Origin of the sequence: Streptomyces sp. NRRL F-5630, from assembly GCF_000719475.1 — a bacterium.
In the GTDB taxonomy this organism is placed as follows: Bacteria; Actinomycetota; Actinomycetes; order Streptomycetales; family Streptomycetaceae; genus Streptomyces.
This window is the reverse complement of sequence record NZ_JOGO01000050.1, coordinates 1-25,637: the sequence shown is the minus strand read 5'-3', so window position 1 is coordinate 25,637 and position 25,637 is coordinate 1. Positions and strand designations below refer to the sequence as shown.

23 protein-coding genes are annotated in these 25,637 nt (G+C 74.7%); 8 read left to right on the top strand and 15 right to left on the bottom strand.

The features are described 5' to 3' along the window. Positions 1-27: 27 nt before the first annotated feature. The gene (locus tag IF99_RS0121530; protein WP_030998279.1) at positions 28-816 is read left to right on the top strand and encodes an SDR family NAD(P)-dependent oxidoreductase; all 789 of its coding nucleotides are present in this window, start codon (positions 28-30) and stop codon (positions 814-816) included. Positions 817-876: 60 nt separating this feature from the next. Here IF99_RS0121530 and IF99_RS0121525 read toward each other — a convergent pair whose 3' ends face one another. Both IF99_RS0121525 and trpS read right to left on the bottom strand, forming a co-directional pair. Continuing rightward, the gene (locus IF99_RS0121525; protein WP_030998277.1) at positions 877-1,461 is read right to left on the bottom strand and encodes a 2'-5' RNA ligase family protein; all 585 of its coding nucleotides are present in this window, start codon (positions 1,459-1,461) and stop codon (positions 877-879) included. A 313-nt stretch (positions 1,462-1,774) separates the two neighbouring features. Further along, entirely contained in the window at positions 1,775-2,788 is a 1,014-nt protein-coding gene (gene trpS, locus IF99_RS0121520; protein ID WP_030998275.1) for a tryptophan--tRNA ligase, read from the bottom strand. Positions 2,789-2,882: 94 nt separating this feature from the next. Here trpS and IF99_RS0121515 point away from each other — a divergent pair, with 94 nt between their 5' ends. The 3 genes from IF99_RS0121515 (at position 2,883) to IF99_RS0121505 (ending at position 5,467) form a co-directional block, all read left to right on the top strand. Beyond that, positions 2,883-3,278: a signal peptidase I gene (locus IF99_RS0121515; protein ID WP_030998273.1), complete on the top strand. Its 396-nt coding sequence runs from the start codon at positions 2,883-2,885 to the stop codon at positions 3,276-3,278. Between the two features lie 86 nt (positions 3,279-3,364). After that, positions 3,365-4,573, top strand: a complete 1,209-nt coding sequence (gene rocD, locus IF99_RS0121510) for an ornithine--oxo-acid transaminase (RefSeq protein ID WP_030998271.1) — start codon at positions 3,365-3,367, stop codon at positions 4,571-4,573. 132 nt (positions 4,574-4,705) lie between these two features. Continuing rightward, positions 4,706-5,467 (top strand): DUF899 family protein, encoded by a 762-nt coding sequence (locus tag IF99_RS0121505; protein ID WP_030998269.1) that lies wholly within the window; start codon positions 4,706-4,708, stop codon positions 5,465-5,467. 33 nt (positions 5,468-5,500) lie between these two features. Here the strand turns inward: IF99_RS0121505 and IF99_RS0121500 are convergent, their stop codons facing one another. The 3 genes from IF99_RS0121500 to IF99_RS0121490 form a co-directional block, all read right to left on the bottom strand. Next, on the bottom strand, positions 5,501-6,691 hold the full coding sequence (locus IF99_RS0121500; protein WP_030998266.1) for a glutathionylspermidine synthase family protein: 1,191 nt from the start codon (positions 6,689-6,691) through the stop codon (positions 5,501-5,503). Between the two features lie 24 nt (positions 6,692-6,715). Next, positions 6,716-7,111: a hypothetical protein gene (locus IF99_RS0121495; protein WP_030998265.1), complete on the bottom strand. Its 396-nt coding sequence runs from the start codon at positions 7,109-7,111 to the stop codon at positions 6,716-6,718. Between the two features lie 131 nt (positions 7,112-7,242). Then, a complete protein-coding gene (locus tag IF99_RS0121490) occupies positions 7,243-8,649 on the bottom strand; it encodes a PLP-dependent aminotransferase family protein (RefSeq protein ID WP_030998263.1) in 1,407 nt (468 codons plus the stop codon). 46 nt (positions 8,650-8,695) lie between these two features. Between IF99_RS0121490 and IF99_RS0121485 the strand changes: the two genes are divergently transcribed. Next, on the top strand, positions 8,696-9,199 hold the full coding sequence (locus IF99_RS0121485) for a carboxymuconolactone decarboxylase family protein (protein ID WP_030998261.1): 504 nt from the start codon (positions 8,696-8,698) through the stop codon (positions 9,197-9,199). Between the two features lie 31 nt (positions 9,200-9,230). Here IF99_RS0121485 and IF99_RS0121480 read toward each other — a convergent pair whose 3' ends face one another. The 7 genes from IF99_RS0121480 to IF99_RS0121450 all read right to left on the bottom strand — a co-directional run bounded on the left by IF99_RS0121480 (position 9,231) and on the right by IF99_RS0121450 (position 17,151). Continuing rightward, positions 9,231-10,157, bottom strand: coding sequence for a hypothetical protein (locus IF99_RS0121480; protein WP_030998259.1), 927 nt, complete (start codon positions 10,155-10,157; stop codon positions 9,231-9,233). A 2-nt stretch (positions 10,158-10,159) separates the two neighbouring features. Further along, positions 10,160-10,543, bottom strand: coding sequence for a hypothetical protein (locus IF99_RS0121475; protein ID WP_030998257.1), 384 nt, complete (start codon positions 10,541-10,543; stop codon positions 10,160-10,162). Then, positions 10,536-12,350: a hypothetical protein gene (locus IF99_RS0121470; protein WP_030998255.1), complete on the bottom strand. Its 1,815-nt coding sequence runs from the start codon at positions 12,348-12,350 to the stop codon at positions 10,536-10,538. Before IF99_RS0121470 ends, IF99_RS0121475 begins: the two co-directional genes overlap by 8 nt. Positions 12,351-12,556: 206 nt before the next feature. Continuing rightward, positions 12,557-13,546 carry a malate dehydrogenase gene (locus IF99_RS0121465; RefSeq protein WP_030998253.1) on the bottom strand — a complete coding sequence of 330 codons (990 nt, stop codon included), beginning with the start codon at positions 13,544-13,546 and terminating at the stop codon, positions 12,557-12,559. A 317-nt stretch (positions 13,547-13,863) separates the two neighbouring features. Next, positions 13,864-14,976 (bottom strand): helix-turn-helix domain-containing protein, encoded by a 1,113-nt coding sequence (locus IF99_RS0121460; RefSeq protein ID WP_037827276.1) that lies wholly within the window; start codon positions 14,974-14,976, stop codon positions 13,864-13,866. Positions 14,977-15,355: 379 nt separating this feature from the next. Further along, a complete protein-coding gene (locus IF99_RS0121455; RefSeq protein WP_030998249.1) occupies positions 15,356-15,970 on the bottom strand; it encodes a DUF3017 domain-containing protein in 615 nt (204 codons plus the stop codon). Positions 15,971-16,296: 326 nt separating this feature from the next. Continuing rightward, positions 16,297-17,151 (bottom strand): bifunctional methylenetetrahydrofolate dehydrogenase/methenyltetrahydrofolate cyclohydrolase, encoded by an 855-nt coding sequence (locus tag IF99_RS0121450; RefSeq protein ID WP_030998247.1) that lies wholly within the window; start codon positions 17,149-17,151, stop codon positions 16,297-16,299. A 298-nt stretch (positions 17,152-17,449) separates the two neighbouring features. Here IF99_RS0121450 and IF99_RS0121445 point away from each other — a divergent pair, with 298 nt between their 5' ends. Continuing rightward, positions 17,450-18,034 carry a hypothetical protein gene (locus tag IF99_RS0121445; RefSeq protein WP_030998246.1) on the top strand — a complete coding sequence of 195 codons (585 nt, stop codon included), beginning with the start codon at positions 17,450-17,452 and terminating at the stop codon, positions 18,032-18,034. Between the two features lie 127 nt (positions 18,035-18,161). On the opposite strand, the gene purH is transcribed toward IF99_RS0121445, so the two are convergent. Both purH and purN read right to left on the bottom strand, forming a co-directional pair. Continuing rightward, positions 18,162-19,754 (bottom strand): bifunctional phosphoribosylaminoimidazolecarboxamide formyltransferase/IMP cyclohydrolase, encoded by a 1,593-nt coding sequence (gene purH, locus IF99_RS0121440; protein WP_051703607.1) that lies wholly within the window; start codon positions 19,752-19,754, stop codon positions 18,162-18,164. Further along, positions 19,751-20,407, bottom strand: a complete 657-nt coding sequence (purN, locus tag IF99_RS0121435) for a phosphoribosylglycinamide formyltransferase (RefSeq protein ID WP_030998242.1) — start codon at positions 20,405-20,407, stop codon at positions 19,751-19,753. The genes purH and purN overlap by 4 nt, the downstream gene beginning before the upstream one ends. 1,196 nt (positions 20,408-21,603) lie before the next feature. Between purN and IF99_RS35085 the strand changes: the two genes are divergently transcribed. Then, positions 21,604-22,059, top strand: coding sequence for a CagY family CD-EC repeat-containing protein (locus IF99_RS35085; RefSeq protein ID WP_234340794.1), 456 nt, complete (start codon positions 21,604-21,606; stop codon positions 22,057-22,059). Positions 22,060-22,242: 183 nt separating this feature from the next. On the opposite strand, the gene IF99_RS0121425 is transcribed toward IF99_RS35085, so the two are convergent. After that, positions 22,243-24,186, bottom strand: coding sequence for a DUF6350 family protein (locus tag IF99_RS0121425; RefSeq protein ID WP_234340797.1), 1,944 nt, complete (start codon positions 24,184-24,186; stop codon positions 22,243-22,245). A gap of 149 nt (positions 24,187-24,335) precedes the next feature. Here IF99_RS0121425 and IF99_RS0121420 point away from each other — a divergent pair. Then, positions 24,336-25,637 (top strand): helix-turn-helix domain-containing protein (locus IF99_RS0121420; RefSeq protein ID WP_030998235.1); only part of this gene is annotated, 1,302 nt, incomplete at its 3' end.

Here is a 25,637-nt window from a genome sequence, read left to right as displayed (position 1 = left end):
CGAGCACCCCACCCCGAGGAGTACGCCATGCAGGACCCGATCGGCCCGCCCCGTTCACTGCTGCTGCTCGGCGGCACGTCGGAGCTGGGTCTCGCCACCGCGCGCCGCATGATCGGCCGCCGCACCCGCACCGTGTGGCTCGCGGGCCGTCCCGGCCCCGCGCTCGACGCGGCGGCGGCCGAGCTGAGCGCCCTCGGCGCCACGACGCACACCGTCGACTTCGACGCGCTCGACCCCGCCTCGCACGCCGAGGCGCTCGGCAAGGTCTTCGCCGAGGGCCCCGTCGACCTCGTCCTGCTGGCCTTCGGCCTCACGGGCGACCAGCTCAACGACGAGGCCGACCCGGCCGCCGCCGCCCGCGTCGCCGCGACGAACTACACGGGCGCCGTCTCGGCGGGGCTCGTCTGCGGGATGGGGCTCCAGGCGCAGGGGCACGGGGCGCTCGTCGTGCTCTCCTCGGTCGCGGGCGAGCGCGTGCGGCGCGGGGACTTCATCTTCGGCTCGTCGAAGGCGGGGCTCGACGCCTTCGCGCAGGGGCTCGGCGACGCGCTGTACGGGACGGGCGTGCGCGTACTCGTCGTGCGCCCCGGCGTGGTGCGCAGCCGCCGCCAGGGCCAGGCCGTCCCCGAGGAGTACGCGAACGGGGTGCTCGGCCTCGACGGCCCCTTCGCGACGACACCGGAGGCGGTCGCCGAGGCGGTGGAGCGCGGGCTGCGGCGCGGGAGCGAGACGGTGTGGGTCCCGGCGACGCTGCGCCCGGTCATGGCGGGGCTGCGGCACGTCCCGCGCCCGCTCTTCCGGCGGCTGCCGGTCTGAGCCCCGGTACGGACGCTCCGAGCCCGGTACGGAGGCGGAGACGGGCCCCGGCGTGGCCGCTCAGCCGATCGGGTGCGGGGCCTCGTCCGGGCTCAGGGGCTGGCTCGGGACCGCGCCCGCGCCGAAGGAGAAGGTGCGCAGGCGGCGCCACACGCCGTCGCGGCCCTGCTCGTAGAGGCTGAAGCCCGTGCAGTCCCAGGAGGCCGCGTAATCGGCCAGCTCGGTCTGCGCGCGGTCCATCGCCTCCTCGGCGATGCCGTGCGCGACCGTCACGTGCGGGTGGTAGGGGAACTGGAGCTCGCGCGCGACGGGCCCGGAGGCGTCCCGCACCTGCTTCTGGAGCCAGGTGCACGCGTCCGTGCCCTCGACGACCCGCACGTACACGACGGGCGAGACGGGGCGGAAGGTCCCGGTGCCTTCGAGGCGCAGCGGGAAGGCCCTGCCGTTCGCGGCGACCTCGGCGAGGTGCCGCTCGACGGCGGGCAGCGCGTCCGCCGGCGCCTCAGTGGGCGGAAGCAGCGTGATGTGGGTGGGGATACCGTGCGCGGCCGGGTCCCCGAAGTCCGCGCGCAGTCGCTGGAGGCGGCTGCCATGAGGCTCCGGGACCGCGATCGAAACGCCGAGCGTGACCGAGCCCACGTCCACTCCCATCTCCTCGTGTCAGTCTCCCCGGGCGGTCCCGCCGCGTGCGCGGTGTGTCCGCTGTGCGCGGTCTGTACGGGCCCGGTCCGGTACGGCAAGTGTCGCGCCCGTACCCGGCACGGCCAAGGCCCCCGGTGTGTGCCTGGTGTCACGCGCCGCCCGTGCGCCGCACGCGCTCCGCGCGCGAGCCCTCGCGCCGCGCCCCCACGCCGACCGGCGCGCCTCCCCCGCGCACGCCCGCCCCGGTCCCGGGCAAGGCGGGGGACCGGGGGACGAAAGGGCGTCAGGCACCCGAAAGGCGCTGAAAAGGCGCAGTTCAGAGCGCCGGGCGGAGGAAACCGACCTTCTCGTACGCCTCGGCGAGCGACGGGGCGGCCACCGCGCGGGCCTTCTCGGCCCCCACGGCGAGGATCTTGTCGAGCCCGGCCGGGTCGTCGAGGTATTCCAGCGTCCGGTCGCGGAAGGGGGTGACGAAGTCCACGACGACCTCGGCGAGGTCGGACTTGAGCGCCCCGTACCCCTTGCCCGCGTACTTCTCCTCCAGCGCCTGCACCGTCACGCCGGTGAGGTTGGAGTAGATGCCGAGGAGGTTGCTCACGCCGGGCTTGTTCTCGCGGTCGAAGCGGATCTCGGTCTCCGTGTCGGTCACGGCGCTCTTGATCTTCTTCGCGGTGACCTTGGGCTCGTCCATGAGGTTGACGAGACCCTTCGGCGAGGCGGCCGACTTGCTCATCTTGGCGGTCGGTTCCTGGAGGTCGTAGATCTTCGCCGTCTCCTTGAGGATGTACGCCTCGGGGACGACGAACGTCTCGCCGAAGCGCGCGTTGAAGCGCTCGGCGAGGTCGCGGGTCAGCTCGACGTGCTGGCGCTGGTCCTCGCCGACCGGGACCTGGTGGGCCTGGTAGAGGAGGATGTCGGCGACCTGGAGGACGGGGTACGTGAAGAGCCCGACCGTCGTGCCCTCGGCGCCCTGCTTCGCGGCCTTGTCCTTGAACTGCGTCATGCGCGACGCCTCGCCGAAGCCGGTGAGGCAGTTCATGATCCAGGCCAGTTCGGCGTGCTCGCGCACGTGGCTCTGCACGAAGAGGGCGCTGCGCTCGGGGTCGATGCCGGCGGCGAGGAGCTGGGCGGCGGAGAGCCGGGTGTTGGCCCGGAGCGTGTCCGGGTCCTGCGGGATCGTGATGGCGTGCATGTTCACGACCATGTAGAAGGCGTCGTGCGACTCCTGGAGGGCCACCCACTGGCGGACCGCGCCCAGGTAGTTGCCGAGGTGGAACGAGCCCGCGCTGGGCTGGATTCCGGAGAGCACACGAGAACGTTCAGAGGCCATGCGGCACATTGTCTCAGGTACGGCACGGGAAACGGCAGCAGGTTTCGCAGCGCGGGCGCGGGTGGCGGCGAGGGCGCCGGTAACGTCCGGGCCCATGAACGACGAGAACGTCCCCGTGACGCCCGACAGCGTGTATGTGGGCAAGGCGGGCAAGGACGCGGCGCTGGACCGCGGCTGGCTCCTCGGCCACTTCAAGCCGGAGGGTGATCCCCGGCACAGCGAGGCCGTGGAGATCAAATGGGGCGTGCACCCGCCGGGCGACACGCGCGCGCGGTGGGTGCGGGGCGAGGTCCGCGAGGCGCTGCTGGTGCTGATCAGCGGCCGGTTCCGCGTCGAACTGCCCGGCCGCAGCGTGCTGCTGGAGGAGCAGGGCGACTACGTGGTGTGGGGCAAGGGGGTGGACCACTCCTGGATCGCGGAGGAGGAGTCGGTGGTCCTGACGGTGCGGTGGCCGTCGGTGCCGGGATACCGGGTCGACCGGGTGGAGTGAATTCCGGCGAAGTTGCGGCGCTCCGCCCGTCCGCGGCGGTACAGAGAGGCGTACCCCGTAGCGCCCGACGGACGGAGCCCGCACCCATGGCCACCCAGACCGAGCAGCAGATCGCCAGCGCCGAGGAACACGGCGCCCACAACTACCACCCGCTCCCCGTCGTCATCTCCTCCGCCGAGGGCGCCTGGATGACCGACATCGAGGGCGTCCGCTACCTCGACATGCTCGCCGGCTACTCGGCGCTCAACTTCGGCCACGGCAACACCCGCCTCATCGCCGCCGCGAAGGCCCAGCTCGACCGGGTCACGCTCACGTCCCGCGCCTTCCACCACGACCGCTTCGGCGAGTTCTGCACGCGGCTCGCCGCGCTGTGCGGCAAGGAGGCCGTACTGCCGATGAACACGGGCGCCGAGGCGGTCGAGACGGCGGTGAAGACGGCGCGGAAGTGGGGCTACGAGGTCAAGGGCGTCCCCGAGGGCACGGCGAAGATCGTCGTGGCGCGGAACAACTTCCACGGCCGCACGACGACGGTCGTCAGCTTCTCCAGCGACCACGAGGCCCGCCACCACTTCGGCCCGTACACGCCGGGTTTCGACCTCGTCCCGTACGGGGACCTCACCGCTTTGCGCGAGGCGATGACGGACAACACCGTCGCCGTGCTCATCGAGCCCATCCAGGGCGAGGCGGGCGTCCTGGTCCCCCCGGAGGGCTACCTCCCGGCGGTGCGGGAGCTGACGCGGGAGCGCGGAGTGCTGCTCATGGCGGACGAGATCCAGTCGGGCCTGGGCCGCACGGGCCGTACCTTCGCCTGCGAGCACGAGGGCGTCGTCCCCGACGTGTACCTCCTCGGCAAGGCGCTCGGCGGCGGGGTCGTCCCGGTCTCGGCCGTCGTCGCCGACTGGGACGTGCTCGGCGTCTTCCGGCCTGGGGAGCACGGCTCGACGTTCGGCGGGAACCCGCTCGCCTGCGCGGTGGCGATCGAGGTGATCGCGCTTCTGGAGAGCGGTGAGTTCCAGGCGCGCGCGGCGCGGCTCGGGGAGCGGCTGCACGCGCGGCTCGCGGAACTCGTCGCGGGGGGCGGGGCGGTCGAGCAGGTGCGCGGGCGGGGGCTGTGGGCGGGCGTGGACGTGGACCCCGCGTTCGGCACGGGCCGCGAGCTGTCCGAGAAGCTCCTGGACCGCAGGGTCCTCGTGAAGGACACGCACGGGTCGACGATCCGGCTCGCGCCGCCGCTCGTGATCAGCGAGGAGGACCTGGACTGGGGGCTCGACCAGCTCGCGGCAGTGGTCGGCTGAGCCCCGCCGCCCCGACGGGCGTCTCCCGGGGCCCGCCCCGCCCTCACCCCCCGGAGGGGCCGTTCCGCGGACCGATGAGTTCCGCCCGCCGCACCGGTCCCTCCTGCAGACCCGACACGACGGAGGACACCCATGACGACACCCCCCGCCCAGCCGCCCGTGGTGGACAGGGAGACCTGGCAGCAGGCCAGGGACGCGCTGCTCGTGCGTGAGAAGGCGTACACGCACGAGGGCGACGCGCTCGCGGCGGCGCGGCGCCGGCTGCCGATGACCGAGGTCGACGGGAGGGCCGAAGTGGTCGGCGCCCAGGGGCCCGTGCCCTTCCTCGACCTCTTCGACGGACGGAACGAACTGCTCACCTACCAGCACATGTGGTACGAGGGCGCGCCGCCGCAGGGCCAGTGCGAGGGGTGCACGAACGCGGCCTGGCACCTCCAGGTCACGACGCCCTACCTGGAGACGCGCGGCGTCTCCTTCGCCTTCCTGGCCTCCGGCGCCTGGGAGGAACTGGGCCCGTACGCGGAGTTCATGGGGTACCGCCAGCCGTGGTACTCGCTGCGCGACACGGGCGTGCCTGTCGGCGGCGGCATGGGGAACCTGTCGGCGTTCCTGCGCGACGGGGACCGCGTCTTCCTCACGTACACGACGACAGGGCGCGGCAACGAGGCGTTCAGCGGGACGTTCGCGCTCCTGGACCGGACGCCGTACGGGCGCGGCGAGGTCTGGGAGGAGACCCCGGAGGGGTGGCCCGAGGGTAACGAGCCGTGCTGGTACTGGCGCACGGACGCCGAGGGGACGGCCGGGTGGGGCGAGACCAGCCGCCCCACGCCGCAGTGGACGAGGCCCGGGGCCGGGCCGGTGACGACCCTGGGGCGCCACGGGCACTTCCACTGACCCACGCTGTCACGGGCGCTTCCCCCGACCGCGCTACAGGATCACGTGCGGCAGGAAGCGCGCGTACTCGTCGGTGACGAGGCCCGAGGACTCGCGGATGCCGAGTCCGGCGGCCTCGTCCTCGACGACCCACGCCCCGAGCACGACCTTGTTCCCGTCGAAGTCGGGGAGCGGGGCGAGGGCCTGGTAGCACAGCAGGTCCTCGCCCTCGGCGCGCCGGCGGGGCGGGGTGCCCGGTTCGTGGAGCGTGACGCCCGCGCCCTCGCGGCCGAAGAGCGGCTTCGCCGCGTAGCCGCCCCTCGTGGCGAGTTCGCGCGGCCCGTCGAGGTAGGCGGGCAGCAGGTTGGGGTGGCCGGGGAAGAGCTCCCAGAGGATCGCGAGGAGCGCCTTGTTGGACAGGAGCATCTTCCAGGCGGGCTCGATCCACATCGTCGAGCCCGTGCCTCCCCCGTTGTCCAGCGTCTCCCGCACGTGCGGCGCGAAGCGGTCGCGCGCGAGCCACTCCCAGGGATAGAGCTTGAAGCAGCTCCGCACGAAACGGAGTCTGAGGTCGACGAAGCGGTGCGAGAGCGGGTCCCAGCCGATGTCCTCGACGGCGATCGCCTCGGTGTCGAGCCCGGCCTGCGCGGCGGTCTCGCGCAGGTAGGCGACGGTCATGAGGTCCTCGCCGAGGATGTCCGAGACCGAGTGGGCGAAGTGCACGGGCCCCGGCGGGAGGAGCTTCGCCTGGCGGCGCCAGGCCGCGACGAGGCGTTCGTGGAGCGAGTTCCACTGGTCGGCGCCCGGGAAGCGCTCCTCCATCCAGAACCACTGCGGGCTCGCCGCCTCGACGAGCGAGGTCGGCGTGTCCGCGTTGTACTCCAGGAGCTTCGCGGGCCCCCGGCCGTCGTACCGCAGGTCGAAGCGACCGTAGAGGGACGGGAGTTCGGCGCGGCGACGCCAGGACTCGGCGACCAGCTCCGTCTGGCGCGCGTCGGTGAGGCCGAGGTCGGCGAAGCGGTCGTGGGCGACGATGTGCTCCGCCGCCGCGAGGCACAGCCCGTGCAGCTCCTCGACCGTCTCCTCCAGCGCCTCGACCTCGGGCAGCGTGAAGACGTAGTACGCGCTCTCATCCCAGTAGGGGCGGAACCCGCCGTCGGGGTAGCGGGTCAGCGGGTAGATGAGGCCCTGTTCCTCGACCGTCTCCTGCCACCCCGGGCGCGGCTCGATGGTGCGGCGTTCCATGATCGGTGCTCGTCCGGTCCCGCTTCAGCCCCCGTACCCGCCGCCGTTGTCGTCGTCGTCGCAGCCGAGGCCGCCGCGCTGGATCGCGCTGTCCTGCGAGAAGGTGCCGTAGTCCGCGCGCCCGCTCTTCGCCTCGGAGCCGTAGTACCAGGCGGGCCGGACGGCCGCGGCGCCCTTCGCGCCCGCCTTGCTCCTCGCCCCGTGACCGCCGCTCGTCGTACGGCAGTTCTTGTCGGCCAGGACCTTGTAGCCGTCGACGGTGTAGCTGTCGCGGTCGACGCAGCGGCGGTCGGGATCGGAGCCGCAGGCGGAGAGGGCGACGGCGAGCAGCCCCATGCCGCCGAGTACGACGGTGCTGGAGCGCAGCCGGCGCGGGCGGAGGGCCTCGGCGGGCGCGGCTGCCGGGTCGGTCGTGGTCATGCTGTTCCCCCGTGTGTTCCGTCGCGTACGCGCACCTCTGCGGCACCCGTCCGCGTGTACCCCGAAATCACCGCACAGCCTAGAAGCGGGGGCGGGTTCGCGCCACCGTCAGCGCGCGAGGGATTCCCGCCTCACGGCAGCACCCGGCACAGCGCCTCCAGAGCCGAGGGCCAGGCGTGTTCCGGCGGGGTCGCGTAGCCGACGACCAGGGCATCCTCCGGCGGGAGTCCGGCGTCCGGGTGGCGGAACCCGCCGAGGTCGGTGAGGGCGAGGCGTTCCCAGGCGGCGGCGCGCAGGACGGCGGGCTCGCTGCCCGGCGGGAGGCGCAGCACCGCGTGCAGCCCGGCCGCGATCCCGCTCACGCCGACCCCGGGGGCGCGCGCGGCGACGGCGGCGACGAGGGCGTCCCTGCGCCGCCGGTAGCGCAGCCTCATGGCCCGTACGTGCCGGTCGTAGGCGCCGGAGCGCAGGAAGGCCGCGAAGGTCAGCTGGTCCATGACCCCGGGCTCCCACGTCGTACCGCCCCAGCCCGTCTGCGGCGCGAGGGACCCGGTCGCGAGCGCGGCGGGCAGGACCGCCCACCCGAGCCGCAGCCCGGTCGCGAGGGACTTGCTCGTCGTGCCCAGGTGCACGACCCGCTCCGGGTCGAGCCCCTGCAAGGCGCCCACGGGCTGCCGGTCGTAGCGGAACTCCCCGTCGTAGTCGTCCTCCAGGACCAGCCCGTCGTGCGCCCGCGCCCAGTCCACGAGCGCGGCCCTGCGCTCCGGCAGCAGCGCGCCACCGGTGGGGAACTGGTGGCTCGGCGTGAGGAGCACCGCCTGCGTGCCGGGCGGCGGGACGGGGACGGTGCCGCCGGCGTCGAAGGGGAGCACGACGACCCGCATCCCGGCCTCCCGCAGGACCTCCCAGTGCACCCACAGCCCGTACGACTCGACCGCGACGGTACGGACCCCGCGCTCCCGCAGTCGCGGCAGGAGCTGCCGCAGGCCCTGGGTGAACCCGGCCGTGACGAGAATCCGCCCGGGGTCCGCGCGCACGCCCCGGACGCGTGCCAGGTACTCGGCGAGCGCCGTGCGCAGCTCCTCGCGGCCCGTGCCCGGCCAGCCGAACGCGCTCGCCGGGGCCTGGTCGAGGGCCTGGCGGGCGGCCCTGAGCCACGCGGCGCGCGGGAACGCCGTGAGGTCGGGGCTGCCGGGGCGCAGGTCGTGCAGCGGGAGCGGGGCGGGGCGTCGCGGGCGGGACGCCTGCCGCCGTACGGGCGCGGTGCGGGCAGCGACGCGGGTGCCGGAGCCCTGCCGGGCGGTGAGCCAGCCCTCGGCGACCAGCTCGGCGTAGGCGTCGGCGACGGTGTTGCGCGCGAGGCCGAGATCGGCGGCGAGCTGCCGCGAGGAGGGCAGCCGGGTGCCGGGCGCGAGCCGTCCGCTCCGCACCGCCTCGCGCAGCGCGGCCATGAGCCGGGCCCGCACGGTGCCGCGCGGCACGTCCGGGCCGGTGTCGAGATGCAGGTCGAGGCCCTGATTGGCCCACTCGTTCGCCACGGGAATGGACCATACTCCTGGGCCGCCGCGCTCCTACGGTGGACGCATGACGACGCACGAGAACACCACCGCCACCCTCCCCGAGCACACGCCCCGCCTGAACTTCGCGAAACTCGCGCCCGAGTTCTACCGCGCGATGATGCGCCTGGAGACCGCCTCGCACGGCGGCATCGAGCCCTCGCTCGCCGAGCTGGTCCGCATCCGCGCCTCGCAGCTCAACCACTGTGCGTACTGCCTGGACATGCACACGAAGGACGCGCTCGCCGCGGGCGAGTCGGTCGAGCGGATCGTGCAGCTCAGCGCCTGGGAGGAGTCGAAGCACTACTACACGGCGCGCGAGATCGCCGCGATCGAACTGACCGAGGCCATCACGGTCCTCACCGACGGCTTCGTCCCCGACGAGGTCTGGGCGAAGGCGGCGGCGGTCTTCGAGCCACGCGAACTGGCCCAGCTCGTCGGCGCGATCACGGTCATCAACGCGTGGAACCGGCTGAGCGTGACGTGCCGCAACGTGCCGGGCCACTACACCCCGGGCGACCACGCGGGCTGACGCGGAGTGTGCGGACGGCGCTCGGCCCGGATCAATCGCTCGGCGGCTCGAAATGGGCCAACGCCGTCTCCAGCACCTTGCGTTGTGTCTTCTCCGTCTCGTCGGGGGCCGCCGCGAGGACCGCGTAGCGCTTCCCGTCGCTCGCGGTGAAGGCGCGTTCGATGCCGAGGCGGGTGCCGCCCGTCTTCCTGTTGTAGTACGAATAGACGAGTTCGGCCTCATCGCCCGCCGGATTCTCGCGGCCGGGCCGCGTCGGGCCGAGCGTGATCTGCTCGTACCGCTCCGTGCGGGCGCGCAGATCGTCCGAGGATGCGGTGAGGGCGTCCTCGGGGGTGAGCCCCTCGCCGGTGATCTCGAAGACCTGGAGCAGGCTCAGCCCGTCGGGCGAGGTGTAGTAGACACTGGCGTCCTTCTCGCTGCGCTCCCAGTCCCCGGGCACGGCGAGCGCGTATCCGGCGGGGTCGTCGGCGGTGACGAAGCCATCGGGAAGGGCGGAGGCGTCTGCGGACGGCTCGTCACCCGCTTCGTCCGACCGTTCGCTCTCCGGCTGTTCGTCGTCGGACGGGGCCTCCTCGTAGGGGTACTCGCCGTACGGGTCGCCCTCCTCGGCGGCCGATGGCGCGACAGTGGTCCCCGCCGGGCGGTGCGCCGCCGGGTCGTCCCCCTTGGCGAGCAGGGACCAGGTGAGCACGACCGCCCCGGCGGCGACCACGACGGCCGTCGCCAGCGTGAGCGCGCGTCTGTCGCGCCACCGGGGCGGGCCCCCGGACGGTGAGGACGGCGGCCCCGGGTCCCAGGTGACGGACGGGAGCACGGTCTCGTCGGGGAATGGCCGGGCCTTCCGCGCGGGCGCGACCACGTACGGGGCCGCCTCGCGGACCGGCGCGGAGGCGGCCGCGGAGCGGCCGTGCTCCCAACGCTGCGCGGACGCGTTCCAGCGCGGCCTCCCGGGCGCCACGCTCAAGCCCCCAGGAGTGGGGCGAGCGACTGGAGGACCGCTGTCCCCGAGGCGAGGGCGGCGACGAGCGGGCCTGCGACATCGACGGCCTCGCGCAGCCGCGCGAGGCGACCCCCCGAAGCGGCACCCCCTTCGGTGATCTCACTCTCGACGGCCGCGAGTTCGGCGTCGAGAGCCACGGTGTGCGGGGTCTCGGTGAAGCGCGCGAGGTCCGCACGCAGCGCGGCGACGGCGGCGAGGAGCGCGGCCTGCGCCTCGTCGGCGGCCGCCGTCCCGCCCCGCCCGTACGAGACGTGGTTCCCGTCGCCGATCGCGAAGGCGCTGCCCTCGACGGAGCCGATGTGGACGGCCGGTGTGCTCCGGGCCCGGTCCGCTTCCTCAGTCATTCTTCCTCGCCCCCTGGCCGTTCGCCGTGTGGCTGATCGTGTTGTCATTGCCGATACCGATGGCGCTGTCCCGGGCGGAGTCGATGTAGACGCCGCCGTTCGCGACGTGGACGATCCTCTGGTCGAACTCGTCGGTGGCCCAGCCGGCTTCACGCAGCGCCGTGCGTACTCCGCTCGCCACGCGGTCCTGGATCGTCTTGAGGTAGCGGTCGAGGTCCATCTCCTGGAAGAGCGAGAGGTCCTCGTCGGTGCCGAGTTCCCGCACCGCGGCCGAGGGCCCCTCGGCCGGGGCGCCCGCGTAACCGGCGAAGAGGCGCAGCAGTTCGCCGCGGAGCCAGCCGCCGAGTGTGCGCGCGGCGTGCCCGAAGGAGGCCGGGGTGTGCACGATCGCCCAGGCCACGTGACCCACCGTGGTGAGCGCCCGGTGGCGGCGCGCGTCGCGCTCGGCGAGCCGGTAGGCGCGCCGCACCGGCGGGAGGACATGCGGCGCGAACTCCGCCATGAGCATCCCGCCCTGCGTGTGCACCCGGACGAAGACGGTGACGACGAGGCCCTCGTCCCAGCCGCCGACGCGGATGCGCAGGAAGTGCCGGCGCGCCTCGCCGCCCTCTTCGAGCGCCGCCGACCGGTGCGCCTCGAACGCCTCCGGTGTGTACGGTGCCGCGTCGCGGAACTGGATGCCGTCGGCCGGCAGGAACACGCACTCGTCCACGCGGAGTTCACGCAGCCGGTCGATGACGGCCCCGGCGACCGCCGGGTCCCGGCGCGTCGAGGGGACGCGCAGCGCCTCGACGAGCGGGACGATGCGGCGCAGGATCTCACCGTTGTCGAGCGGTACGGGCGTGCGGTCGCCGCGCGGGCGCAGCTCGATGGCGAGCGACCAGGTGCGGAACGGGGTGCCGAAGCCGAGGAAGGGCCAGTCCTCCTCGTACATCACGAGCGGCTGGTGCTGTTCGGCGCGGAGCCTGGCCCGCAGACGGACGAGGCGTTCGCCCGCGGCGGTCTCGGCGGGGTCGCCGGAGGCGTGGGGGAAGCGGGCCGGGGAGAGTTCCTCGCTCACCACGCGGGCGAACTGCCCGCGCCGCAGGGCCACACAGGCGACGATGCCGCCGAACACGCACAGGGTGAGGAAGGCGGAGAGGCGCGCCAGCACCAGGGTTCCGGAGAAGAGGGTGTCGCCGAAGAAGGCACTCCCGCCCAGGACGACGGTGAACAACAGGACGACGACCAGGAGGTAGACGAGGTAGAGGCGCGAGATCCAGCGCACCCAGAAGGCCACGACCCGGCGGGCGAGGGCGATGCCGGAGTCGAGCGGGCCGGTGCCCCTGATCCACCGGGCGGCGACGAGGCCGATGCTGCCGAAGAGTCCCACGACGAGGAGCCCGCCGGTGACGACGACCCCGAGCAGCCACAGGCCGAGGATTCCGGCCGCCCAGGCGACGTCCTGGTTCCGGGCGCGAACGGCGTGCGAGAGGACCCGGCCCGCGTCGACACCGGTCAAGGGGGCGGGGAACCGCTCCTCGTGCACGTACAGCTCGTCGAGCACCGCCTCGCGGAAGGCACGGTCGTGGTGCACGCCGACGCACAGGAGGCGCGTCGCCTCGCTGGCGGCGGGCGGAACGGGGGCACGGGCGGCGAGGAACGGCGGGGACGCGGGCACGGGCGGCGGCGTGTGCGGAGGGGGCGGCGGGGCCGCGGGCGACCCGGTGTCCGGAGGCGGGGAGGCGTCGGTGGAGGGCGAGTCCGTCGCCTGCGTCGGGATCGGCTCGGGCCGCTGGCCCTTTCGCGGGGATGGCTGCTCGGTCACCTCGGGCCTTCCGGGACGGACACGGCGTGCGCGGGCACAGGGGTTCACCCCCGCCACCGTGCGCGACGGAGGCAACACTGTACGGCACCCGCCTCCCTCCCGCGCGGGAAAAAACGGGCCCGAACTCACCTGGCCGGCAGGGGGGTTCGGGCCCGTTCGGGGAGCGGTCGGGCGTAAGCGTCCGCAGGCTCCCGGAGGGGGACGGCTCAGATGAGGCCGAGCGAGCGGACCGCGTCGCGCTCCTCGCCCAGCTCCTTGACCGAGGCGTCGATGCGGGCGCGGGAGAAGTCGTTGATCTCCAGGCCCTGGACGATGGAGTACGTGCCGTCCTTCACCGTGACGGGGAAGGAGGAGATGAGGCCCTCGGGGACGCCGTAGGAGCCGTCCGAGGGGATGCCCATGGAGGCCCAGTCGCCCTCGGCGGTCCCGTTGACCCACGTGTACACGTGGTCGATGGCGGCGTTGGCGGCCGAGGCGGCGGAGGAGGCGCCGCGCGCCTCGATGATCGCCGCGCCGCGCTTGGCGACGGTCGGGATGAAGTCCTCGGCGAGCCACTTCTCGTCGTTGACGACCTCGGCGGCGTTCTTCCCGTTGATCTCCGCGTGGAAGATGTCGGGGTACTGCGTCGCGGAGTGGTTGCCCCAGATGGTCAGGCGCTTGATGGCGTCGACGGTGACCCCGGCCTTCTTCGCGAGCTGGGTGAGCGCGCGGTTGTGGTCGAGGCGGGTCATCGCGGTGAAGCGCTCGGCCGGTACGTCCGGGGCGGCGGCCTGGGCGATGAGGGCATTGGTGTTCGCCGGGTTGCCCACGACGAGGACCTTGATGTCGTCCGCGGCGTGGTCGTTGATCGCCTTGCCCTGGGGCTTGAAGATGCCGCCGTTGGCCTCCAGGAGGTCACCGCGCTCCATGCCCTTGGTGCGGGGGCGGGCGCCGACGAGGAGGGCGACGTTGGCGCCGTCGAAGGCGACGTTCGGGTCGTCGCTGATCTCGATGCCCTTGAGCAGCGGGAACGCGCTGTCGTCGAGCTCCATCGCGGTGCCCTCGGCGGCCTTGAGCGCCGGGGTGATCTCCAGGAGTCGCAGGTTCACCGGGACGTCCGGGCCCAGGAGCTGGCCGGAGGCGATACGGAAGAGCAGCGCGTAGCCGATCTGGCCGGCCGCGCCGGTGACGGTGACATTCACGGGAGTGCGGGTCATGACGATCTCCATCAGACGACTGGCGGTGGGGTTCCCTGCCCCAAGGGGTGGATCTGGGGCCCGACGCCGGATGATCGATCTCTTGGCGTCAAGAGAGATCCGCCGCTCAGGCTATCGCGCCGGTGGGGGGCGCGACCGCAGGGCGGGTGTGGCGGGGCCCACAGGGGCGCGGGCCCGCGCACGGCGAAGGCCGCCGAGCGGCAAGGTGCTGCGGCGGCCTTCGCCGGGAGGGGGACTCTCCCGTGGGGGGGTAAGACCGCGTCTTCCCGGGATCACGCGGGGTATGCGCACTCGGCCGGAGGAATTCCCGTACGGAGTCAGCCCGTTCCCGTGCCCTTCGCCGTCCCGGCCCCGGAGGCCACGGGGCCGGCCGTCCGGGACTTCGCCGCGTCGGCGCCCGTGTTCCCCACGCATCCCTTCTCCCCCGTGCCGACCTCGGCGCAGGCCCGGGTCCTGCCCGGCCCGGAGACGGGGAGCATCCGCGTGTAGGCGTCGCCCGTGTCCTCGACCGTGGCCCGCTGGGCGCGACGGCCCGCGCGGGCCGTCACCGTGTCCCCCGGCCCCGCCCGCGTGATCCGCGCCCAGGCGGCGCCGCACACCTCGCTGTACCGCACCTCGACGAGCCGCGTGCCGACGGCGGCGCGGTCCGTCGTCCGGGCCAGCTCACCACCGCACCCCATCGCCTCCGGGTCCCTGCCCGCGCAGCCCGCCCCCGCGCACCGCACCCCCTTCGGCGGCTCGGCGGCTCGTACCGACGCCGAACTCCTCGGCGCGGCCCGCCCGTTCGTGTCGTGGTCGTCGAGGAGCCGGGGCACGAAGAGGATCGCGCCGAGCACGACGAGCGCGCCCGTCACCCCGGCGAGGAGCAGCGTCGCGCGCCGCCGCCCGCGCGAGGGCGGGCCCTTCGGGGGCCGCCGCGGCGGCCGGGCGCCGGACCGCGCGCCCCGGCGCGGTACAGGTGCGCCCTCGCCCGGTACCGGCGCACCCCGGACGGGCCCCGGCACCTCCCGCGCTGGTACCGGGGCGTCCCGGACCGGCTCCTCGCGGACCGGCTTCGGGTACGTGGCCGTCGCCGCGCGCGCCGGGGCGGGCCGCTCATCGAGCGCCGCGCGCGCCTGCGAGACGCGCACCGCCTCCATCGTCAGGTCGTGGCGCGACTCGGCCCGGCTCCAGGCCCGTTCGGCCAGCTCCCACATCGTCGTCAGGTGGTGCGGCGGGGCGCCCGTCACCTCGGCGAGCGCGATCACCGCGCCCTTCGGCGCGAGCAGCCTCCCGCCGAGATACCGCTCCCAGGATGTCCTGCTGTAGCCCGTACGGTCCGCCAGCGCCGCGACACTCAGCCCGGCGCGGTCCACAAGCCGGCGCAACTGCCCGGTGAACTCGCGGATCTGCGGATCGAGCCCTTCGGGCAGCGCCTTCCAACGCGGCATCGTCTCCCCCTCTTTCCCCTGTGCCTGCTCTCCCCCGGCCCACGGGACCGGGCCACAGACCGGTCCCGCCCCGGCCCACCCCTCAGAACGCCCCCGCCAAGGGCGACAGTTCCACCCAAGGGGGGCGCACGGGAGCATTCGGAACCGGGGGACGCGCCGTCGCACGCCGGACACCGGCACGTCCAGTCAATCAGGAAGGAACGGTACGTGCCGGGTGAAGAGGGTGAAATGGGCAGGACACGTCAGCGAACGATCCCTTCCGGGCATTCTTCGCGCACAAGTGATCCCCGGGGCCCGCAGGTTCACCACAGGGGGCGGAAGGGGCGCGCGAGGAGCCCGCCGGGTGCCGCCCGGCGGGCCCGCAGGGCGGCCGTCGCCGTCAGTCGACGGTGAAGTGCAGGATCTCGTCGAGGAAGGGGATCACGAGCCACGGGTCCGGCTGGACCATGAGCGCGAGGAAGAAGACGGCCAGGCCGAGAACCCCGTACGTGAGCGTGTCCGTGTAGCGCGAGCGCACCGCGAGCATCCCCACCGCGTTCACGGTCCAGCGCAGCACCGCGCCGAGCAGCAGCGCGAGTCCCACGAGCAGCGTGCCGACGCGGAAGAGGCCGAGCCCGGTGAGGAGGAGCCCCATACCCGTGGTCGCGAGGACGCTGAGGATCGGCCACTGCCGCGCGGGCGCGGGGGCGTCGGCCGGGGCCGCCCGCCCGCCGCCCTCGGGGCGCGCGGTGTCCCGCGTGATCCCGCTGACCACGCGCGTCGCCCGCATCGGCTGCCCGTCGGGCCCCGGCGCGCTGACCACCTCGGTCACCACGGGGGCCTCCTCGTCGCCCCCCGCCTCCGGCACCCCGGGCGCGGTCACGGCGGTGGACCCGTGCGCCTCGCGCCTCGGCCGCCGCTCGGCGCCGGGACGCGCGGACTCACCGCGCTCCGTGCGGTCCGGGTGGTCCGTGGCGGACGCGGGGGTGCGGCTCTCGTTCGGCTCTCCGGCCACGGGTGGTGCCTTTCGTCGGCGGGCGGCGATCAGGATGAGACGGGATGGCGATCACGGGCGATCAAGGGGCGGTACGGAACGGAGGAGCGGGACGAGCACAGGTGGTACGCGGCACGAGCGGTGCCGGGGAGGCGGCAGCGCTCCGGCCCGTCGTCCACCAGTACGGTGCGCACCCTCCGCACGCCCACCCCGTACCCCGGCGACGTGCTCCCGCCCCATACGACCGGCGACGCGCGCCCGCCCCCGCCAGGCGCGAACCGCCGCGCACGAAGCGGGTGTACCCCGCGACGAGCGGGACAAGGCGGTCGCGCCCCGGAGGACTCCGCTCAGGCGGCGGCGCGTTCGGCCGCCTCGACGACGTTGACGAGGAGCTGGGCGCGGGTCATCGGGCCGACGCCGCCCGGGTTGGGCGAGAGCCAGCCCGCGACCTCGGCGACACCGGGGTGCACGTCGCCGACGATCTTGCCGTTCTCGTCGCGCGAGACGCCGACGTCGAGCACCGCGGCGCCCGGCTTGACGTCCTCGGGCTTGATGAGGTGCGGGACCCCGGCGGCGGCCACGATGATGTCGGCGCGGCGCAGGTGGGCCGAGAGGTCGCGGGTGCCGGTGTGGCACTGCGTGACGGTCGCGTTCTCGGAGCGGCGGGTGAGGAGCAGCGGCATCGGGCGGCCGATCGTGACACCGCGGCCCACGACGACGACCTCGGCACCGCCCAGCTCCACGCCGTGCTGCCGCAGGAGGCGCACGATGCCGTACGGGGTGCACGGCAGGGGGGCCGGCTCGTTGAGGACGAGGCGGCCGAGGTTCATCGGGTGGAGGCCGTCGGCGTCCTTGTCCGGGTCCATGAGTTCGAGGACGCGGTTCTCGTCGATGCCCTTGGGGAGCGGGAGCTGCACGATGTAACCGGTGCACGCCGGGTCGGCGTTGAGCTCGCGGACGACGTCCTCGATCTCCTCCTGCGTGGCGCTCGCGGGCAGTTCGCGCTGGATCGACGCGATGCCGACCTGGGCGCAGTCGCGGTGCTTGCCCGCCACGTACTTCTGGCTCCCCGGGTCCTCCCCGACGAGAAGGGTCCCGAGCCCGGGCACGAGGCCGCGCTCGCGCAGGACCGCGACCCGGTCCTTCAGCTCGGACTTGATCTGTGCCGCGGTGGCCTTGCCGTCGAGAATCTGCGCGCTCATACCCCACATCTTCGCCGATGCGGGGGGCGGGGGACGAATCCGGGTGCCGGTACGGCCCGGGACCGCGCGCCGGGCCCCCGACCGGCGGGGGAGTGAGGGACGCGGAGCGGGGGTAGCGGCCACGGAGACGGGGGCGGCGCGTCTCACTTGGGCAACGCCCTCCGTCCGCACCTGGACACCACGTGTCCCCACGCGAAGGATGGTCACCCTACGCGCGGACTGTGCCGGGGGACCACGACGCGCTCGTTCCTCCGCCCACGGTGCGCTCCGTCCCCGAACGGTCCCACGGAGGAACCCGATGAGCTACGGCGAACCGAACAACCCCTACGGCCCGCCCGGCGGCCAGCAGCCCGGCAAGCCGCAGGAGAACCTGCCCGGCTACCCGCAGCAGCCCGGCTACGGCTACCCGCAGGCACCGCCCGTCGACCCCAACGCGCCCTACGGCTACGGCTACGGCGGTGGGCCGGGCTACCCGGTGGAGATGCCGGGCGGCGTGAAGACCGCGCGGGTGCTCCTGTGGGTCATCGTCGGGCTGTGCCTCATAGGCACCGTCATATACAGCCTCGGCGCCGTCGCCTCCAACGGCGACGACTTCAGCAACTTCGAGTCCTCGCTCAGCGACTCGCAGAACGCCGGCATCGCCTGGGGCATCGCCGTCTTCTCCCTCCTGTGGGCGATCGGCGCAGCCGTCCTGGCCCTCCAGGTGCGAAGCGGCGGCAACGGGGTCCGGGTCACCACGCTCGTCTTCGGCATCGTGACGGCGGTGCTCGGTCTCTTCCCGTTCGTGATCGTCGGCATCCCGCACCTGGTCATGGGTGTGCTGGTGGCCGTCTTCGTCGGCAAGTCCGACGGCTCCGCCTGGTTCAACAGGCCGCGCGGCTGAACGGACGGCGGTCCACGCCCCGGAGGCGGGACCCCCTGGAGTCCGCGCGCGCCGCGTCGCGGCAACGGCGAGGGCCCCCACCGACGTGCTCGCGTCGGCGGGGGCCCTCGCACGGGACGGGTCCGGCTCAGTGGAAGAAGTGCCGGGTCCCGGTGAAGTACATCGTCACGCCGGCCTTCTTCGCCGCCTCGACGACGAGTTCGTCCCGTACCGAACCGCCCGGCTGCACGACCGCGCGCACCCCGGCGGCCGTCAGGACCTCCAGGCCGTCGGGGAAGGGGAAGAAGGCGTCGGAGGCCGCGAAGGAACCGGCCGCGCGCTCCTCGCCCGCCCGCTCGACGGCGAGCTTCGCGGAGTCGACGCGGTTGACCTGGCCCATGCCGACGCCGACCGAGGCGCCGTCCTTGGCGAGCAGGATGGCGTTGGACTTGACGGCCCGGCACGCCTTCCACGCGAACTCCAGCTCGCGCAGGCCCGCGGCGTCGAGCGCCTCGCCCGTCGCGAGCGTCCAGTGCGCCGGGTCGTCGCCCTCGGCCTGGAGCCGGTCGGTGACCTGGACGAGCGCGCCGCCGTCGATCTGCTTCGTCTCCGTGCGGGACGCCGGGGCGCCGGGCGCGACGAGGATGCGGATGTTCTTCTTCTTGGCGAGCAGCTCGACCGCGCCGTCCTCGTACGCGGGGGCGACGATGACCTCGGTGAAGATCTCGGCGACCTGCGCGGCCATCTCCTTGCTCACCGGGCGGTTGACGGCGATGACGCCGCCGAAGGCCGAGAGCGGGTCGCAGGCGTGCGCCTTGCGGTGCGCCTCCGCCACGTCGGCGCCGATCGCGATGCCGCAGGGGTTGGCGTGCTTGATGATCGCGACGCAGGGCTCACCGTGGTCGTACGCGGCACGGCGCGCGGCGTCCGTGTCCGTGTAGTTGTTGTACGACATCTCCTTGCCGTGCAGCTGCTCGGCCTGCGCGAGCCCGCCCGTGCCGTCGACGTAGAGCGCGGCGCCCTGGTGCGGGTTCTCGCCGTAGCGCAGCACGTGGGAGCGCGTGTAGGTGGCCCCGGTGAAGTCGGGGAAGCCGCTGTCGTCGGCGGCGGCGTAGTCGTCGGCGAACCAGGAGGCGACCGCGACGTCGTAGGCGGCGGTGTGCTGGAACGCCTCGGCGGCCAGGCGCTTGCGGGTCCGCAGGTCGAAACCGCCCCCGCGCGCGGCGGCGAGCACGTCCGCGTACCGCTCCGGGCTCGTCACGACGGCGACGGAGGGGTGGTTCTTGGCGGCGGCGCGGACCATCGAGGGGCCGCCGATGTCGATCTGCTCGACGCACTCGTCCGCGGTGGCGCCCGAGGCGACCGTCTCGCGGAAGGGGTAGAGGTTGACGACGACGAGGTCGAAGGGCTCGACGCCCAGCTCGGCGAGCTGGGCGCGGTGGGTCTCCAGGCGCAGGTCGGCGAGGATGCCCGCGTGGACCTTCGGGTGGAGGGTCTTGACGCGGCCGTCGAGGCACTCGGGGAAGCCGGTCAGCTCCTCGACCTTGGTGACGGGGACCCCGGCCGCGGCGATCTTCCCCGCGGTGGAGCCGGTCGAGACGAGCTGGACGCCGGCCTCGTGCAGTCCGCGCGCGAGGTCTTCGAGCCCGGTCTTGTCGTAGACGCTGACGAGCGCGCGGCGCAGCGGCCTGCGGCCCGCCTCGTCGGTGTCGGTGGGGGTGGTCGTGGACTCGGTCGTCACGGAACCAGTACCTTTCGTCCCTCGATGCGGTAGCCGTGGCGGGCCAGGCGCCCCACGACCTCGACGAGCAGTGCGCGCTCGACGTCCTTGATACGTGCGTGGAGGGCGGCCTCGCCCTCCGGCGAGTCGTCCTCGCGGATCTCGACCACGCCCTGGGCGATGATCGGTCCGGTGTCGACGCCGTCGTCGACGAAGTGGACGGTGCAGCCCGTGACCTTCGCCCCGTAGGCGAGGGCGTCCCGGACGCCGTGGGCGCCGGGGAAGCTGGGCAGCAGTGCGGGGTGGGTGTTGACGAAGCGCCCGCCGAAGCGGTCCAGGAACTCCTTGCCGACGATCTTCATGAAACCGGCCGAGACCACGAGGTCCGGGGCGTGCGCGGCGGTGGCCTCGGCGAGCGCGAGGTCCCAGGCGGCGCGGTCCGGGTGGTCCTTGACGCGGCACACGAAGGTGGGGATACCGGCGGCGCGGGCCCGTTCCAGGCCCGTGATGCCCTCGCGGTCGGCACCCACGGCGACGACGCGTGCCCCGTAGCGCTCCGGGCCCTGCTCCTCGATGGTGTCGAGGAGCGCCTGGAGGTTGCTGCCGGTGCCGGAGACGAGGACGACGAGGCGCTTGACGCCGGACGCGTGGTCGGGAGGTGGTGCGGAGGCCACGAGGCGGCCCTTTCTGGAAGGGGACGGTACGGCGCCGGGGCGCGGGACCGCGGTGTTTCGCGGAGCGGGCGGCGGGCTGCGGGAACCGGGAACGTCACCACGGTGTGACGCGACTCACCCCGGCGGGCCGTACGCGTCCGCTCCTTTGTGGCTTCGCACGAAGGTGGGGCGTCACGCGATACGGGGAACTCTACGAAGCCGCCGACCGTCAGCAACGATACCGGCCCCCGTACGGGCGCTCGGACGGCCCCGAGGGCTCCCGGGGGCAGGGCCAGCCCCGAAGGGGCGGCGAGCGGCAGGTAGCGTCAAGGGTGTCCGCGCGGGCGCCCGCCGCCCGCACCACCGCCGCCTTTCGTCAGTCCAGGCCGTCCGCACCCGCCCGCGGCGGCCGCACAGCAAGGGGAAGACGCCTCCTGATGCCGGACCGATCCGCCCGCCCCAGCCTCCGCACCGTCGCCCCCGCGGGCGCCGCCGCCGGAGCCCCGCTCGGCGTGCTCCCCACAGCCCTCCGCCCCGGCGACGAGAGCCACGAGAGCGCGAGGTGGCCGGTGTTCGCGCTGCGGGAGGGCGGCGATCCCTCAGGGGCGGAGGGGTCCGGCGGTACGGGGTCCGGCGGTACGGGGTCCCCGGGGGCGGGGTCCGGCGGCGACGGGCCTTCCGGTGCGGGGGCCGGTGGTACCGGGTCGGGTGGTACCGACTCCGGTGGTACGGGCTCGGCGTCCGGCTCCGGCGACCGGGAGGAGTCCGGCAGCCGGGGCGGGGCCGGGGCACAGGGTGAGCCGGACAATCCCTTCGCCGCTCCGCCCGCCGACCGCCCGGACCAGCCGTGGCGCCCGCGCGCTCCCGAGAGCGGCGGTACGCGGTGGAGCGGCCGACAGCCCGAGCCGTGGCGCGGCGGCGGCTGGGGCGACCACCCGGACACCCCGCCGCAGGGGCGGCAGGGGCAGGATCCGCAAGGACAGGGACCGCAGGGGCAGGGACCGCAGGGGCAGGGGCCGCAGGGGCAGGGACCGTGGCAGGGGTCGCAGGGACCGTGGCAGGGGCCCGGTCAGGGCGGCCCGCAGCAGGGGCCCGGCCAAGGTCCCGGCCAGGGGCCGGGCAACGGCAAAGGCAACGGTGGTCCGGGGGGTCCCTTCCCCCGCATCCCCCGCTGGGACCCGACCGACCCGGTGCAACGGCACGCGCGTTACGCCTTGATGGCCGGGACGTGGGGTCTCGTCCTGGGTCTCTTCCTCGGCTGGACCTATCTCGCCCTGCTGCTCGGCGCCCTCGGCCTCTACTGGGGCATCTCGGCGCTGCGCGGCCGGGCCCGTACCCCGCAGGAGTCGGAGGCGGCGCTGCGCGCGGTCGCGAAGGGGCAGGACCCGGAGGAGGCGGCCACGAGAGCGCGGGAGGAGGTGGCGAGGCACCCGGCCCCGGCGTCCCCCACGCCCTACGGCCGCCCCGTCACCCGTACCCGCCCCCAGGTGCCCTCGGCGGTCACCGGCATCGTGACCTCGGCTCTGAGCATCGCGGCGGTGGCCAGCGTCTTCATCTTCCACGGCGTCTACAGCGACTACTTCTCCTGCGTGGACGACGCGGCCACCCACGCCTCCCGCGACGCCTGCGAGAAACTCCTCCCGAAGGAACTCCGCCCCCTCCTGGCCGAATAACCCGGCCCGGCCCCCTCGTCAGGCCGCCGTGCGGCCGGGGGCGGCACCGGCCACCGGCCGGAACAGCTCCACCGGCCTCCGCCCCCGGGGCTCCACCGGCCTCCGCCGCTGGGGTTCCGGCGGCGGGCGGACCGGGCGTATCCCTGTCCAGCGCGCCGCCGTGCCCGCCCCCGGCCCCAGCCCTTACCGTGCGCCGCCCTCCGAGAGCCCCTCCCCCGCGTCGCCCTCGCCACGGGCCGTCCCCGGACCCGGCCGAGTCCCCGGACCCGGCTCGTCCAGAAGGGCCTCGATCTCCTCGTCGGCCCCGGCCTTCGCGCCCTCGGCGTCCGTCGCACTCTTCGTGTCCTCGGCGCTCTTCACGTCCTTCGTGTCCGGCGGACCAGCCGCGTCCTTCGCGACGTCCGCCTGGGCCTCGCCCGCGCCGGAGTCCGAGTCCGCGCCCGTGCCGGGGTTTTCGCGCGCCTCCCGCACGTCGGCCACCTCCCGCACGTCAACCGCCTCCGGCACGTCGGCCGTTTCCGGCACATCCGCCGCCCCCGGCACCTGAGCCGCCTCCGCGGCGTCAGCGACCTCCGGGAAGCCGACCGCCTCCCCGGTACGCGAATCCGCCGCTGTCTCCCCGGCCGCCCGCGCCTCCACGACCGGCCCCGCCGCCTCTCCCCCGGCCGCCCCCGCCTCGCGGTCGCGACGCGGCAGCCACCAGCGGCCGGGCGGGACCGCGAGGCCGGAGAGGTCCCGGGAGGGCGAGGAGGGGCCCAGCAGCCCGGCCCCGGATACGGCTACCGCGTCCGCCGTCGGTTCCGGCTCCGGCGCCGTCCCCCGCAGCCGCCAGGCCCGCAGCCCCAGCGCCGTCGGGACCCCCAGGAGGGCGGCCCAGACGAAGGTGGCCGCCCCCGTGAGCCAGCCCACCGGGCCGAAGTCCCGCAGGGGACCCGTGCCGAGCGGGCCCCCCGCCGCCGTGGCGAGTACGCCGACGACGAGGCCCGCCAGAAGGGCGGCGCAGGCCGCCGTCAGGACCGTCGTGCCACGTGACCACACCGCCGACTCGTCCCTCTCCTCGGGCCGGGCGGGCGCCGCCGCGCGGCCCACCAGGAGGCCCCCGAGGAGCGCGGCGGCCGGCGGCAGCGCGAGCACCGCCCACGTCGAGGGCGCCGGGTCGCCGTCGGCCGGGAGGCCGGGCAGGAGCGGGAAGGGCGGCAGCCCGCCGAGCGGTGCCGCTCCGGAGAGCGCCACGGAGTGACCCGTCCCCACGAGGAATCCGGGCCCGAGCGCGTACGAGGCCGCCCACAGGACCGCGTTGGGGACGAGGGCGACGGCGAGGAGGAGGACGGCGGCGAGTCCCGACCAGTCGTCGGTGACCCGGTCGAAGGCGCCGCGCACGGCGTGGGAGTCGCCGCTCAGGCTCGTCACGAGGAGCAGCGCGCCGCCCGCGACGAGGCCGAGCACGGCGGCGGTCGCGGCCCGCAGGACCGTCGGCAGGACCTCCCGCCGCGCCCCGAGCCGTACCGAGAGGGCGGGCAGCGGGTCGGGACGCCCGTGCGCCGCCCACACACCCGACGCCACAGCGAGCCCGACGAGCGGCGGTACGTGGAGCAGCGCGCTCAGCGGCTCGGGCGCCGGGTCGCCGCCGCGCGCGTAGAAGAGCGCGGCGCCCGCGACGAGGAGGTAGCCGACGCACACCCCGGCCACGGCGACCCCGCGCCCGCCGAGCCGCCCCCTCGCCCGTACCGGCGGGAGGCCGTCCCTCTCCTCCGGTTCGGCGGCCTCGCGCGCCGCGCGGTGCAGGAGCCACAGCGGCAGCAACGGCAGCAGGAGCGGGACGATACCGAGCGGGACGGTCTCCCCGGTCACGAGGCTGGAGCGGGCGAGCGTCGTGCCGTGGCCGAGGAACCACAGCGAGGCGGCGAGCCGCAGCGCGCCGCCGGGCCCGCTGTCGGGGAACGGCGAACTGATCCACAGCACCATGACGAGGACCGCGAGCGCGCCGAGTCCGAGCCCGGCGGCGAAGGCCCCGCCGAGGAGCGAGGCGATGAAGGCGGGCAGCCGTCTGCCGAGGCGGGCGGCGACGGGCGGGGCGGCGGGAGTGCCCCGGGGCGTGGACGTGGCGGCCCCGGGCGGATCGGTCATCTCGGTCACCGGGCCATGCTCCCAATGACCCAGTCGATACCCGTGCAAGAAGCGCGTACCGGAGGTGTCGCCCAATATGCGATTATGCGATCTTACCTACGGAGCGACGCGCCGCGCCGCCAGGGAACCCCTCGCCACGGGGGTGCGCGATGAGCCACGGCACGTCCGTCCAGCCCCGCGAAGGCGCTCCTGACGCGGCGTCGGGGCCCACGACCCGCGCCCTGCCGCCCGCCCCCGACCGCCGCTTGCTGCGCGAGCGGGCGGGACTGACCCGCGCTCAGGCGGCGGCGCGGCTCGGCGTGAGCACGCAGAAACTACGCGCCTGGGAACAGGGCCGCGCCCGCCCCCACGGCAGGCGGCTGGAGGCGTACGCGAGCCTCCTGGCCGAACTGACGACCGGGCCGACGCCGGAGGGCGCGACGGAAGGTACCGGCGAGGAGGCACCGCGTTCGGGGAACACGGGCACTGCCGAGGAGGCACCGCGTACAGGCGAGGAACCCCGTATCGGCGCTCCGGGACGCCCCGCCGACGAAGCGTCACGCCCCGCCGAAGAAGCGTCACGCCCCGCCGAAGAAGCGTCACGCCCCGCCCCGAAGGCGGCGCGTATCGCCCAGGAGGCGGCGCGTCCCCACGACGAGGCGGTGCGTCCCGCCGGAGCCCCCCGCCGCGCCGAGGCGTCCTTCGTGGCCCCCGACCTCGCGCACACCGCCCCCGGGCCGCTCCCGCTCCCCGGGCCGCCGGACGCCGCCTTCGCCGTGCTCTACGCGCGGGCCGCGCTCCCTCTGCTCCGTCAGGCGTACCTCCTGACGAGCCGTCCGCGCGTCGCGCTCGCCGCCGTGCTGAGCGGCTTCCGGCAGGCGTGGGAGCGGTGGCCGGAGGTGGCGCGCGACCCGGACCCGGAGGGGTGGGTGCGGGCGGTGGTGCACGAGTCGGCGCTGTCGCCGTGGCGCGGGTTCGGCGGCCGGGGGCGCAGGGTGGCGCCCGCCGACGCGGCGCAGGCGGCGCTCGCGGGAGCGCTGCTGCGTCTGCCTCCGCCGCACCGCAGGGTGGTGCTGCTGTACGAGGGGGTGGGGCTCGACCTGCCCGAGACGGCGGCCGAGGTGGAGGCGAGCACCCCGGCGGCGGCACACCGCCTGCTCCACGCCCGCGACACACTGACCGCTCAGTTGCCGGAACTCGCCGCGCGACCGCAGCAGTTGACAGCCCGCCTGCGCGCCTTCCTCGCGGAGGGCGAAGTCCCGGGACGGCCGAAGCCCCCCGCCCTGGAAGCGGCCCTGACCGGCATCCGCCTCTCGGGCCGCGCCCGCACCGGCGCGGCGCTCACCCTCTCGGGCCTCCTCGCCACCACGACCCTCTACGCCGTCGCCACCACGGACAGCGCCCCGCCCCCACCCCCCGCCTTCGCGGTGGACGGCACCCTCCCCCCGGCCCCGGGCCCCCCGCCCCCGGCC